The 13,444-nt window shown below is 65.6% G+C and carries 11 protein-coding genes; 7 read left to right on the forward strand and 4 right to left on the reverse strand.

The window, feature by feature from the left end:
* The first annotated feature begins 92 nt into the window (after window positions 1–92).
* Both ACWF99_RS06190 and abc-f read left to right on the forward strand, forming a co-directional pair.
* Entirely contained in the window at window positions 93–581 is a 489-nt protein-coding gene (locus ACWF99_RS06190) for a DUF6326 family protein (protein WP_378630521.1), read from the forward strand.
* 236 nt (window positions 582–817) lie between these two features.
* Entirely contained in the window at window positions 818–2,425 is a 1,608-nt protein-coding gene (gene abc-f, locus ACWF99_RS06195; RefSeq protein ID WP_452535049.1) for a ribosomal protection-like ABC-F family protein, read from the forward strand.
* A gap of 46 nt (window positions 2,426–2,471) precedes the next feature.
* Here the strand turns inward: abc-f and ACWF99_RS06200 are convergent, their stop codons facing one another.
* On the reverse strand, window positions 2,472–4,193 hold the full coding sequence (locus ACWF99_RS06200; protein ID WP_452535051.1) for an ABC transporter ATP-binding protein: 1,722 nt from the start codon (window positions 4,191–4,193) through the stop codon (window positions 2,472–2,474).
* A gap of 88 nt (window positions 4,194–4,281) precedes the next feature.
* Between ACWF99_RS06200 and ACWF99_RS06205 the strand changes: the two genes are divergently transcribed.
* The 3 genes from ACWF99_RS06205 (at window position 4,282) to ACWF99_RS06215 (ending at window position 7,074) form a co-directional block, all read left to right on the forward strand.
* Window positions 4,282–4,866 (forward strand): TetR/AcrR family transcriptional regulator, encoded by a 585-nt coding sequence (locus ACWF99_RS06205; RefSeq protein ID WP_452535053.1) that lies wholly within the window; start codon window positions 4,282–4,284, stop codon window positions 4,864–4,866.
* A gap of 138 nt (window positions 4,867–5,004) precedes the next feature.
* On the forward strand, window positions 5,005–6,282 hold the full coding sequence (locus ACWF99_RS06210) for a serine hydrolase domain-containing protein (protein ID WP_452535055.1): 1,278 nt from the start codon (window positions 5,005–5,007) through the stop codon (window positions 6,280–6,282).
* Complete coding sequence (locus tag ACWF99_RS06215; RefSeq protein WP_452535057.1) at window positions 6,283–7,074, forward strand: class I SAM-dependent methyltransferase; 792 nt, start codon at window positions 6,283–6,285, stop codon at window positions 7,072–7,074.
* A gap of 103 nt (window positions 7,075–7,177) precedes the next feature.
* On the opposite strand, the gene ACWF99_RS06220 is transcribed toward ACWF99_RS06215, so the two are convergent.
* From ACWF99_RS06220 to ACWF99_RS06230, 3 genes are read right to left on the reverse strand one after another with little or no spacing between them, the layout of a single operon-like run.
* Window positions 7,178–8,533 carry a QsdR family transcriptional regulator gene (locus ACWF99_RS06220; protein ID WP_452535059.1) on the reverse strand — a complete coding sequence of 452 codons (1,356 nt, stop codon included), beginning with the start codon at window positions 8,531–8,533 and terminating at the stop codon, window positions 7,178–7,180.
* On the reverse strand, window positions 8,530–10,050 hold the full coding sequence (locus tag ACWF99_RS06225; RefSeq protein ID WP_452535061.1) for an MFS transporter: 1,521 nt from the start codon (window positions 10,048–10,050) through the stop codon (window positions 8,530–8,532). Before ACWF99_RS06225 ends, ACWF99_RS06220 begins: the two co-directional genes overlap by 4 nt.
* Window positions 10,051–10,059: 9 nt before the next feature.
* Window positions 10,060–11,178 (reverse strand): esterase/lipase family protein, encoded by a 1,119-nt coding sequence (locus ACWF99_RS06230; RefSeq protein WP_452535062.1) that lies wholly within the window; start codon window positions 11,176–11,178, stop codon window positions 10,060–10,062.
* Window positions 11,179–11,212: 34 nt separating this feature from the next.
* Here ACWF99_RS06230 and ACWF99_RS06235 point away from each other — a divergent pair, with 34 nt between their 5' ends.
* On the forward strand, window positions 11,213–12,262 hold the full coding sequence (locus ACWF99_RS06235) for a phosphotransferase family protein (RefSeq protein ID WP_452535063.1): 1,050 nt from the start codon (window positions 11,213–11,215) through the stop codon (window positions 12,260–12,262).
* Window positions 12,263–12,290: 28 nt separating this feature from the next.
* Window positions 12,291–13,436: an acyl-CoA dehydrogenase family protein gene (locus ACWF99_RS06240; protein WP_452535065.1), complete on the forward strand. Its 1,146-nt coding sequence runs from the start codon at window positions 12,291–12,293 to the stop codon at window positions 13,434–13,436.
* Window positions 13,437–13,444 lie beyond the last annotated feature (8 nt).

The following is a 13,444-nucleotide window of genomic DNA, read 5'->3' on the forward strand; positions in this document are numbered from 1 at the left end:
CGGCCAGGTGAACTCCAGCCTCCGGGCGGGTGTGCCCGGCGCCGGGCTCAGCGATCGTGGACCTACCGATCCGCCCCACAACGGAGCCCATGATGAAATCACGTCAACTCACCACCACCCTGGAAGACCAGCCGATGCCGGTGCGAGCCGAGCTCGCCGCAGCATGGACGAGCTTCATGTTCCTGTACGCCTACGTGGACATTCTCAACTTCTTCACGCCCGGCGTCGTCGAGGACATCCTCGACGGCAGGGTCTTCGAATTCAGCCTCTCCCAAACCTTTTCGACCTCAGCGCTGATCCTCATGGCTATCCCGATCTTCATGGTCGTGCTGTCGATGACGCTGCCCGCCGGGGTCAACCGCATCGCGAACCTCATCGTGGCTTCGCTCTACGTCCCCGTCACGGTATTCAATGTGGTGGGCGCGTCCTGGCTGTACTTCTACGGCCTCGGCGTCGCATTGGAATTGATCCTTCTCGCCCTCATCCTGCGGTACGCCTGGACCTGGCCCCGCACCGCACCTTCGGCGACCATGGCGACCGGCCCGGACCTCGAAACCGTTCGCGCGCAGCAGCAAGCGTGAACCAAGAGTGAAGCCGGGTTCGCAGACGTTGATCCGTACCTGCGGGGAAGGCTTTCGCAGACTGGTCGGGCACCATGTCCACGAGGACTTCGAGCGGCCGTGATCAGGCCATCGTCGTCTTGCTACCGTGGTGCGACAGTTGCCGTACGCAAGCGAGGTTGCCCGATTCTTCCGAGCTTTTCACCCGGCCCCGCGGTCCCCCGACTGCGTCGTCCTCGAATGCTTCGGAGTGTGCCATGCCAACCCAGATCACCGCGCTCGCGGTCAGCAAGTCGTACGACGGCGATCCCGTTCTCACGGATGTGACATGTTCGCTCGACGTCGGCGAGCGCACCGGGATCATCGGCGAAAACGGCTCCGGCAAGACCACCCTGCTGCGTCTGTTCGCCGGGCGGGTGCAGCCCGATAACGGCGAGATCGTCGTCCACGCCGAGGGTGGTGTCGGCTACCTCGCGCAAGACGAGCAACTCCCCCAGCACCTCACTGTGCAGCAGCTCATCGACCAGGCCCTCGCCGAGCTGCGAGCGGTCGAAGCCCGGATGCGCCGCCTCGAGATCGCGATGGCCGACGGCGACGAGTCCGGAATCGACGAATACGGTGACCTGACACTACTTTTCGAACATCACGGCGGCTACGGCGCCGATGCGCGAGTGGAACAGGCTATCCACGGACTGGGATTGGGCCTGGTGGATCGCGACCGCACGATCGGCGAGCTGTCGGGCGGTGAGCAGGTCCGACTGCGCCTGGCCGCGGTGCTGGCGGCTGCTCCGGAACTGCTGTTACTGGACGAACCGACCAACCACCTCGACGACGTCGCCCTGACCTGGCTCGAAGACCACCTGCTCGCCCGGCGGGGCACGACGGTGGCGGTCTCTCACGATCGGGCCTTCCTCGAACGGGTGACTACCAGCCTGCTGGAGGTCGACGCGGACCGCCGGCGCGTCGTCCGATACAACGACGGTTATGCAGGATTCCTGGCGGAGAAGGCAGCCGAGCGAGCGCGATGGGTGCAGGCGCACGCGCGATGGCTGGCCGATACCGAACGATTCCGCGAGGCCGCCGACACCACCGCCCGCAGGGTCGCACCGGGCCGGGCGATGGCAGACAACAACAAGATGGCCTACGGCCGAGCCGGTGGACGGGTGCAGCAATCAGTGGCCAGCCGGGTTCGCAATGCGCAGGAACGGCTGCGGCGCCTGCTCGCCAACCCGGTGCCGGCACCGCCGAAACCCCTTCGATTCGCGCCCACCCTGGCGACCACACGCCCACACGGGGCCGGGCTCGAGGCCACCGGGATCTCCGTCGCAGGCAGACTCGAGCCGACCAGCGTGACGCTCGCCGCAGGCGACCGCCTGCTGATCACCGGCCCGAACGGCGCGGGCAAGACCACCCTGCTACGCGTGCTGGCCGGCGAGCTCGCACCCGACACCGGCACCGTCACCCGGACCGGCAAGATCGGCTACCTCGCGCAGGAACCACCGCCCGCCGTCCGCGGACGCATGATGTTCGTCGCCTTCGCGCGCGATCGCCCGGGTGACCCAGAATTCCACGGCGACCAACTGCTCTCACTCGGCCTGTTCGACGTCTCCCAGTTCACGACGCGTGTGGAGGACCTGTCCACCGGCCAGCGCCAGCGCCTCGCCTTGGCGCGCTTGGTCACCGAACCCGTCGACGTGCTGCTCCTCGACGAGCCGACCAACCATCTGTCGCCAGGTCTGGTCGAGGAGTTGGAAACCGCGCTCGCTCATTTCCCGGGAGCCATCGTGGTCGTCAGCCACGACCGGCGACTGCGCAGCCGCTGGGAAGGCACCCACCTCGCCTTACAGGCGTCGGCCTCCGTGTGAACTGTGTAGACCTGCCGCGGCCCACCATGGCCGAGACAACATGCGATTATCCGAATCCACCGGCACGGACCATCCGCGCGTAGAGGTCGTCGGCGCGCATCAACTCGTCGTGCGTCCCGACCGCGCGTACGCTGCCGTCGTCCATCACGACGATCCGATCGGCGTGCCGCACGGTCGACAAGCGGTGAGCAATCGTGACGACGGCGTGGGTGCGCGCCCGCACGGCGATCGCTTCGACGATCGATGCCTCGGTCAGAGTGTCGATCTGCGACGTCGCTTCGTCGAGAAGCAGCACGTCGGCGTCACCGAGCATCGCGCGTGCCATCGCGATCCGTTGCCGCTGCCCGCCCGAAAGGTCGGTGTCGCGAACGTGGGTGTCCAGGCCTTTCGGCTGGGCCGCGACGACCGAGTCGAGTCGGAGAAGGCGAAGAACCTCGGCCACCTCGTCGTCGGTGGCACCGTGCCGCAGGAACCGCAGGTTGTCGCTCAATGTGCCCGGCACCAAAGGGGATTCCTGCTCGACATACGCGATCCGCGCACGAACCTCCGACATCGTCAGGTTCCGGTACGCCACGCCGCCCACCGAGACGGTCCCGGTGTCGGGTTCGACGAATCGCAGGATCGTCGAGAACACCGTTGTCTTGCCCGCGCCGGACGGACCCACGATGGCTGTATGGCCGGTCGCCGGAATCCGCAGCGTCAATCCCTTCAATGCGTGCGGTGCGTCAGGTGTGTAGCGGACCGTGACGTCGTCGAAACGCAAGGCGGCGTCGGGCTCGGCGGTCGTCGCCGGCGCAGGCTCGTGCGCCACATCTGCTTCGGAGTGCAGCGTCTCCATCTCCCGAATACGCATGGCGGCCGCGATACCCGACTGCATGGCCGTGATGTGCGTGGTCAATTCTTGGATCGGTCCCATCAAGGTGAACGCGTACAGCAGGAACGCGATCAGCGTCGAGACGGTCAGCGAACCGTTGTCGACGCGCCAGGCGCCGATGGCCAGGATCGCGATAATGGCGCCCTGCACGCCGGTCCACGCGACGGTCCATGCCGTTGCCGAGACGCGCACCGACTCGATCGCGTGTGTCCGGGCGTTGCGTGCGTCGGCGCCGATCAACGTGGCGATGCGATGCTCGGCGCGTGCCGCCTTGACGGTGCGCACCGAACGCAGACTGCCTTCCAGCACGCCGCCGAGGTGGCCGAGCGATTCCTGAGTTTGCGCGTCCGCCTTGGCAATTCGCGGCATGAGCGTTCCGAACAGCATGCCGACGACGACGATAGCCAGCACGGTGACGCCGAGGAGCATCATGTCGAGCACACCCATGAGAATCACGGTGCCCACCGTCAGGAAGGTGGCGTTGATGATGCCGATCACCGCTGACGACGCGGCCTCCTTCAGCAGCAAGGTGTCTGCCGTGACGCGCGTGACCAACTCGCCTGTAGGACGCGCCTGCACCGACGGAACCGTCGCGCCGAGCAGTCGTCGAACGAGCGACGTGCGCGCGTCGAAGACTATGTTCTCGGCGACGGTCCCGAGCAGAATCCAGTAACCCCATCCGAGTGCGGCGCCGATGACGAGCAGCACCAACAGGGCACCGGTCGGGCCCATGATCGACGCGCCCGTGCCGAGTGCGTCGAGGATCGACTTGGTCACCATCGGCGTCGCCATCACCGTCGCGGAACTGCCGAGGGCGAGTACGAGTCCGATCAGCAGGGTGCATGTGTGCGGTCGGGCATAGCCGATCAGGACACCCAGGTTCGACATGGTCATCGGTGGAGCGGTTTCGATGGGAGGCGCTATCGTCGTCACCCCATCAATGGAACATCATTGTTCCATTTTAGTAAAGTGAATATCCAGGATGGACCTCGTTTATGCTGCCCCTGTGGAGGATGTCGAAGAGACCAGTGCCCGCGAACGCACCCGTCGCGCGATTCTCGATGCGGCAGTGGCGACGTTCGCGAAATCGCCCAACGCGTCGCTGACGGAAGTCGCCGCGAAGGCGCGCGTCGGGCGTACGACGCTGCACCGCTATTTTTCCGAACGATCCGACCTGATCGCTGCCGTCGGGCGGCTCACCGAACAGGCCGTGGCCGACGCCTCGAAGCGTGCGTGCCTGGCCGACGGGACAGGGCTCGACGCGGTCCTTCGGCTGTGTCAGGAGTACTTCGAACTCAGCGATGTCCTCACGGTCATGTTCTTCACGTCAGGCGTCTACGACGAGACCACATCGTGCCTGTCCGACGACGCCGCGATCGCGGCGATAGAGCGGGGGCGCGACGACAGCTCGATCGACGCAGCGCTCGACGCCTCGTGGATCCTGAACATGATGTGGGCGCTGCTGTATGCCGCCGTCGACCACGTCAACCGCGGGTCGGGCAGCCGCATGCATGCGCAGACACAGGCACTGACGAGCCTGCGCAAAGCGATCCGCTCGCCCGGGTGACCGATATCTGGGCCACCTGCTGCGGCTCGACCCGCCCGAACACCCCAGCCACGCGTCCGAATTTCGGGGTCACCGCGGCGTAGAATCGCCTATTCGGTCGAACCACATTTCGGGGGACGGTAGCCAGGAAGGTGACCAATGTCCGTTTCTCGGAACGTTCTGGTGTTCGTCTGCACAGTGGGTCTGCTGGCGGCGGCCTGTTCATCGAACGAGACCGCGCAGGATTCCCGATCGGCCTCGGGCGCGCCCTCGACGTTCACGAGTGAAGACCCGGTGCAGGCCGAGGCCATCATGAAGATCGTCGACGATTACATGGCGCAGGCGCACCTGAAGTCGGTGATCGTGCGCGTGACGGTCGACGGGAAAGAGATCGTCACCGCCGCCAGGGGCGAGTCCATGACGGGCGTGCCCGCCACCACCGCGATGCATTTCCGCAACGGTGCCGTCGCGATCTCCTACGTGTCGACCTTGCTGTTGATCCTGGCCGACGAGCGGAAACTGAGCCTCGACGACAAGCTCTCGAAATACCTGCCCGCCATTCCCAACGCGGACCGGGTGAATCTGCGCCAACTGGCCCAGATGACCTCGGGCTATCACGATTTCGTGCTCGGTAATGCGAAATTCGCGGAGATCGCTTACGCGGATCCGTACAAGGCGTGGACCACCCAGGAACAACTCGCTCTCGCGATCGACGACCCCCTGTGGTTCGAGCCCGGAACCAACTGGGCCTACGCGCACACCAACTATGTACTCCTCGGCCTGGCGCTGGAGAAGGTCACGGGTAAATCGCTCGCGGATGCCCTGCAGGAGAAGGTTCTCGGCCCGCTCGACCTGAAGAACACCGAGCCGAACCTCACCCCTTACATCCCCGAGCCGGTCCTGCACTCCTTCACCTCGGAACGCCGCGAGTTCTTCGAATTGGCACCCGCCGTTCCGTTCTACGAGGAATCGACCTATTGGAATCCCTCGTGGACGCTCAGCCACGGCGCCATCCAGACGAGCGACATCTACGACCTGGAACGAAGTGCCGTCGCCATCGGCAGCGGCGAATTGCTGTCCGGGGAGTCGTACCGGGCGATGACGACAACGGACCTGCGAGGGAAGACGACAGCGGTCCCCGGCTGCGTCAACTGCCGGGCGCTCGACGATTTCCAGACCTATGGTCTGGGCCTGTGGCTCACCGGCGACTGGTCCTACCAGAACCCACTGTTCTACGGCTCTGCCGCGGTCAACGCCTACCTGCCGTCGAAGAAGATCGCGATCGCGGTTGCTGTCACCTACCAGCCCCAAGCGTTCAGCGCGTCGGGCGGCTACTCGAACGGCGGTGACGCTCTGTTCCGCAAGATCGGCGCGTACCTCGCCCCGGACGACGCCCCGCCGGTCAAGAAGGATATTCCGTCGCAGGGCGGGTCCTAGATGGCCGACTGGGACGGCGCAGGCTACGCCCACATCAGCGAACTCCAGCGCGCGATGGCGACGGACGCCGTGGAGTCCGTCACGCTCGCGGGGGCCGAGCACGTCCTCGACGTGGGTTGTGGCGACGGCTATGTGACACGCTTGATCGCGGCGCGGGTGCCCGCTGGTTCCGTGCTCGGCATCGACCCGTCACCGCGGATGATCGAGGCCGCCCGCACGGCCGACGACCAGCTCACGAACGTCGACTTCGCAGTCGGCGATGTCACGACGATGACCTTCCCCCGCGACTTCGACCTCGTTGTCTCGTTCAACGCACTGCACTGGGTGCTCGACCAGGAGACGGCCTACCGGCACATCGCCGCGGCACTCGAACCCAGCGGGCGGGTGCTCGTGCAGTATGTCTGCGGCGGGCCTCGCCCGAGCATCGAGGACGTCGCGATGGCGGTCACCGCCGATGCGCGCTGGTCGACAGCGTTCGCCGGATTCGCACGCCCCTACGTGCATATCGACCCCGGCGCGCTGCCCGCGATCGCGGCGAGCGCCGACCTCGAGGTCACCACGTACTCCGTGACCGACCGGGAATGGGACTTCGGCTCACGCGAAGCCTTCGCCCGGTGGTGCACGGTCGGGTTCGCGGACTGGACAGCCCGCATTCCCGCCGCCGACATCCCCGTCTTCGTCGACGAGGTCGTCGACCGCTACGAAGCCGTCGTCGGCCGGCCAGGACTATTCCGATTCCAGCAGTTACGGGCCGAGCTGTCGCGGCGGACGGCCTTCCTGGAACCCAGGTAGAGGACTACCCGATCACTGCGCCAGTGCCGCAGCGGCGGTCAATCCTCCGAATCGGATCAATGAGACACAGGCTGCCCCAGATGGTCTGGGGGCAGCCTGTGTCTCACGGTCCGCCGACAGGGCCGGAAACACCGAGCAGTGTTGTCTGCATCTCCAGCAGGTGGTCCATGTCGCCTTCGACATCGGCAACCGCGTTGCCGTACAGGAAGCTCTCGCCGAGGCGGACGAGGGCATAGGCAAGAGTGGTTCGGTCGATCGGGGGACGGTAGCCGTCTTGTTCTTGCGCGCGCTGGATGAGCTTTTCGACCAGGGCGACGCTGCCGCGGTGGACCGGCCCGTCCGCCTGGGTAACCAGACGAAGGGCGGCCGGTGATTCGTTCTGGAGGTAGGTGCGCAGTGCACGATCAGCCGACAACTGGCGTATCGCCTGATCGAACACTTCACAGATGCGATGGACGCCGCGGCTGGTGCAGCGGCTGTCGATCGCGGTGATCACCTGCTCGAACTGGCGGGCGAGAGTGAGACCGAGCAGCTCTTCTCTGGTGCCGAATCGGCGGTAGATGGTCGTTCGGCTGATCCCGAGCTCGGTAGCCACCGCATGCAATTCGACCCGTTCCCCGCGTTGAAAGGCACGGATCGCGGAATCCAGCACGTCGTTGCGAGGAGCCGCACGAGAAGAAGCAAGGGCGGGAGAGCGAGGCCGTGACACCCCCTCCGACGCGCCGACACGGACCAATTCCCCTGACGCTCGAGCAGCGCCGGCGTCGACGGCACGCACGGCCGCCGGGTCGAGGTGGCGCATAGCCGCGACGATGATCGAGATCGTCAGATTCGCGGCCGCGGTGAAATCGAGGTGCTGGACGAGCGCTTGCCGCACCCCACGTACCCCGATGTCGGTAATTGTCGCCGCGCAGAAATCGGCGCTGGCACCCCACGTCAGATCGGGGCCGCCGTATTGGTGCCGAATCAGTTCGGCGACGGTGTCGGTCACCGACTGGATCGTGGCGGTCCGCACTGCGTGTGAGCGTCCCGCGGTCGCCGAACCGAAGAGGATGTGAAAGCCCTCGGCGTGGGTGGCGGCGAAGTCGAACAGTGCGCGTGTGGTCGTCGCGATGTGCCGGTCGAGGTCGAAACCTTGTGCGCGCCGGTAGCTTTCCCGCATCCATTCCAACAGCCGCGCCGCCTCCCGGCGGGCACACGCATCGAAGATCTGGTCTTTGGATCCGAAGTGCGAGTACAGCGTCGGCTTGGAGGTCTCGGCGGCGGTGGCCAGTTGGTCCATGGTGACGTTGTCGAAGCCGTGGGCGGCGAAGACGGTGAGGACGCCGTCGAGCAATGTGTCGTCGGACGGTCGCACCGCTGTGGAACGGCGGCGGGGCCGGACGTCAGCCGGTTTCGGATCGGACCTGGTCATGATGGCCGAGACTACCTTCTCGTCCGACGCGGGAATCGCGGTCATTTCCGAACCACGAGCGTGAACAGCTCTTCTTCGACCGAGGCCCGGTGCCGCTGCGCGTCGGCACGCGCCGATGATGGACGCCACCTGCCCGCGAGCAGCCATACCGAGGGTAGGAACACCAGCTGTGCCGCGAGGCATACCCACCACAGCTGTTGCCACTGCTTCGGGGCGTGGTGGGCGGCGCGGCGGACGTCCTCGCCGTGTAGCGCCAGAAATTGCAGGTCCGCTTCGGGCACAATGGCCCCGGCCTTCAATGCCGCCGAGGTGTGCGTTACGTGTGGGCCGAAGTCGGCGAGCACCCCGGCGGCGGGAATCGCGAAGATCAGCGCGGTGAACGACAGCGCGACAACAACCCGTACGCAAGCGCCCCATACCGCCAACCCGGTTACTGTCGCCGCCGGATTGCGCGCCTCCACCGTTTCGGTGAAGGCGGCCATCCAGGTGGCGAACGTCATTCCGGTGCCGAGGGCGATCACCACGATGATCACCGCGAACAGGCGGTAAGTGGTACTGCTGTCGCCGGTGGCGACAGCGAACCAGCCGATCCCGAACGCGCTGATGAGCCCACCGACGATCATGAAGGGTTTGCGCACCCCCAGTACGTCCGACAGCACCCCGAACACGATGAGGCTCAGTGCGTTCACGATCCAGTACCAGGTGGCCAGGCTGTTCGCACGGGCGTCGCTGTAGCCGAAAGTGGTGACCAGGAACAGCACCAAGAATCCGACAGCGACGTAGTAGAACAGCAGATAGCAGCTGATCGCACCGGCCGGAATGAGGATCCGGCTGGTCATCATCTGCCGCCAGTGCCCGCGCGTCGACTGATCTGGGGCGATATCGCGTGCCCGCGCTTCCAGCAACGCACGATCACGCAGGCTCACCATCCGCTGATCGCGCAGCTGGGGTGCGAGTTCGCGCAGCCCGACGAAAGCGACCAGCGAGATCACCGCCCCGACTACTCCGGCTACCTGGAACTGAAATTGCCAATCATGGTGAGTATCGAGGGTGTTGCTCGACACGACCGTGACGAGCAAGCTGCCGAGCACCGGCCCGAGGGTCCAGAACCCCATGGCCGATGCACGGCTGAGCTGTGGTGAGAAGTCGCGGATGAGGGCGGGAGTCGCCACCAGCACGACCCCTTCGACCCCGGCGATCAGCCCGAAAACCACCATGTAGGCAAGGGAACTATGGACGTTCGGCGCCGCGATCCCGACCAATAGCGACACCACGATCAAGCCGTAGACAACCAGATTTGCGCGTCCCCACCGATCGGCGAGGCCGGCCGCGAGCGAGCCGAGTACCCCGATCAGGCCACCGACGACCTGGCCGAGGATGAAGTAGGTCAACGACATGTCCAGGTCGGCGAGGACTTTCGTCGCGACCGCGCCTTGGACGTAGAGCTGGTAGTACAGCACCACGGTCGCGGCGACGGTGATCGCCAGATACATCGCTCGCTTTCCGTTGGCGGGGAACCGATCCAGTTGTCGATTCCAGATCTCGAACGGAGAACTCGTCATGGTCGCGGGTCAGCCGTTGCGGGGGCGGCCGAAGCAGTTCACCGGGACCCGGTTCGCCGGGTCCAGTGCGTTGAGGATGTGCTGTGCGACAACAGCATCCCCTGCCGCACCCGCGTGTTCGAAGAGGGCGAGCGGGCACTGGTCCTGCACAACGATGTTGGTCACATTCGGGGCGATCGGTCCCATGCCGCTGGTGTGCGGAACCACGACCTGATCCCAGCGGGTCATGATGAAGGTGTAGTCGATACCGGCCGGGTAGGCGTCACCGGAGTTCACGTCTTCGAGGTAGTCCGAACCGGTCGTCATCTGCAGGCTGGCCCCGAATCCGTAAGCCTCGGCACGGAGTTGGAGGTCATCCCAGACGCCGAGCGCGTCGAGGGCAAGCGCGATCAGGCCTTGCCCCCCGGCCTGGGTGCCGTTGTTGAGCGGGGTCAGGTTCACCGACTTGGCGACTTTGGCAGCTCCGCCGCCGTGCTTGATGAACCAGCGCGGCATCACAGTGCCTTCGGAGTGGCCGACAATGTCTACCTTCTGTGCGCCGGTGGCCGCCAGCACACGATCCACGAACGGCGCCAGATCATTGATCGAGGATTCGCGCATCGACTTGGTTGCCGGGATCAGGTTCAACGGCACGGGCGCGGCCGGGTCGAAGCCGTAGTTCAGAGCGAACACGCAGTAGCCGTTGTTGGCCAGCAGCGGTGAGATGGTCTGCCAGTTGGCGGCCATCGTGGCAGTGAGGCCGTGAACCAGAACCACCGGCTCTGGATGTTCGGCACTCGGACGGCAGCTCCAGTCGTTCGCGGCGGGCGGGGAGGACCGGTCGACGAAGTGGGCGATTCCGTCGATCAGCCCGTACGGGACGGGGTACTGCGGTGCGGCCTGTGCGGTGGCGGGCGTGCCGGCAACAGCGAGACCGGCCAGTGTCGCGGCCAGGACCAGCCGTTTCAGGGAGCCGAGGCGACGGCGAGGGCAAGCGATTCGGACGAGGGAAGACATGTGGACTCCTAGGACATCGTTGTTCTGCCCCAGTTCTAGCATTGCTTTACTCTCAATAAAGCTGGAATCGTTATTTTTCAGGCAAATGCGCTCGACCTGTTGACACAGCGCCTCGTTTTGATGGAACGTCATAGAGCATTCGTTCCATAGCAAGGAGTGATACGACGTGTTTCCGCCATCCGCGCACAACACCGGCAGCGCTGCCGAGTTGGCCATCGACCGTCCGTTCTTGGGTGAGTGGCTGATCTCGCTCGGTGTGCGATGCGCCGGCCCAGTCGAGGTCGCTCGGATCGGGGCGGGCAATTCCAACCTGACGTTCCTGGTCACCGACACAGCCGGTCGACGGTGGGTGTTGCGCCGACCACCGCTGGGCGACCTGCTGGCCTCCGCACACGACGTAGTCCGCGAGGCGCGGGTCGTGGGCGCCCTGCGGGGCACAGGCGTGCCGGTGCCGCAGGTGCTCGGGGTCGGTGCACACGAAGGCGTCCCGATGATCTTGCTCGAGCACATCGAGGGCCAGGTCATCGAAGACGTGGCTGTCGCGCAGACCCTGACCCCGCATCAGCGCCGTTCGACCGGGCTGGCGCTGGCGCGCGCGCTCGCCCAAGTACATGCCGTCGACCTGGCCGCCACGGGACTGACCGACCTGGCCAGCCATCGTCCTTACGCCGAACGCCAGCTACGCCGCTGGTCCAGGCAATGGGACCGATCCCGCACCCGGGACCTGCCACAGGTCGATCAGCTCACCCAGCGACTGAGCGCCGCCATACCTCAACAGCACGAACTCACCCTGGTGCACGGCGACTTCCACCTGCGCAACATGATCACCGCGCCAGCCGATGGCACCATCACCGCGGTCCTGGACTGGGAGCTGTGCACCCTCGGCGAACCACTCGCCGACCTCGGCAGTCTGCTCGCCTACTGGCCGGAACCCGGCGAACCATCGATCGCCGGGTTCGAGATGACCACGCTGGCGGGGTTCCCCACCCGGCAAGAACTCGTCGACGAATACCTCGCTCACACCGGCCGTGACCCCGCCGCTCTGGCCTTCTGGCACGCGCTGGGGCTCTGGAAGCTGGCGATCATCGCCGAAGGCGTCCGCCGCCGAGTTCTCGACAACCCGGACAACAGCACCCATGCCGGGGCACCGGCGACCGACCAAATCGATCACCTCGTCGACCTCGCCGACGTGGTGGCCACTACTACCGGCATGTGACCACCAGCGCAGAAAGTGAACAACGACAATGCAATTGGCACTGACCAGCGATGAGATCACCTTCCGCAATCACTTGCGATCGCTGTACCGCAAGGAGATCCCGCCCGAGATCCGCGATGGCGTGCGCGAAGGGCGCGATCTCAGCCGCGAGGCGCTCATCACCACCCAGCGCATCCTCAACGCCCACCACCTCGCGGTGCCGAACTGGCCACAGCAGTGGGGTGGACGGAACTGGACACCCATCCAACTACATCTCTGGTACGACGAGATGGCCCTGGCCTCGGTACCCGAGCCCCTGACCTTCAACGTCGACATGATCGGCCCGGTCATCGCCCGGTTCGGCACCGAGGAACAGAAGGCCAGGTTCCTCCCCCCGACAGCCAACCTCGACATTTGGTGGTGCCAAGGCTTTTCCGAGCCTGAAGCCGGTTCGGACCTCGCCTCGCTGCGAACCACCGCCACGCGCGACGGCGTGACCTACCTCGTCAACGGGCAGAAGATCTGGACCAGCGCAGCCCAATACGCGGACTGGATGTTCTGCCTCGTCCGCACCGACCCCGCTGCGGCGAAGAAACAAGCGGGGATCTCGCTGCTGCTGATCCCGATGGACACACCCGGTGTCACCGTGCGCCCGATCGAGCTCGTCGGCGGCAGCCGCGAGGTCAACGAGGTCTTCCTCGATGACGTCCGGGTGCCTGCCGAGCATCTGGTCGGACAGGAGAATCACGGCTGGACCTACGCGAAATTCCTCCTCGGCAACGAGCGCACCGGCATGGCCGCAGTCGGACGCACCAAGGTCCGGTTGTCCACGATCAAAGCGCGCGCCAGGCACACCCGCATGGGCGCGGGCACCCTGCTGGACGACCCGATCTTCGCGGCACGCCTGGCTGAACTCGAAAACGAGACCCTCGCACTCGAATTGGTCCAGATCGGGGCAGCCTCCGGAGTAAAGGCCCCCACGTCATCGGTTCTGAAACTGCGCGGCAGCGAACTTCAGCAAGCCGCCACCGAACTGATGATGGAGCTCGCCGGTCCCGGCGCGCTGCACTCCGATGTCGACCGCTGGGCCGGTCGCACCACAGCCGCCTACCTCAATTGCCGCAAGACATCCATCTACGGAGGATCGACCGAGGTGCAGCGCAGCATCATCGCCTCGACGATCCTCGGATTGTGAGCCCAGGC

It is taken from the genome of Nocardia sp. NPDC055002, from assembly GCF_053608825.1.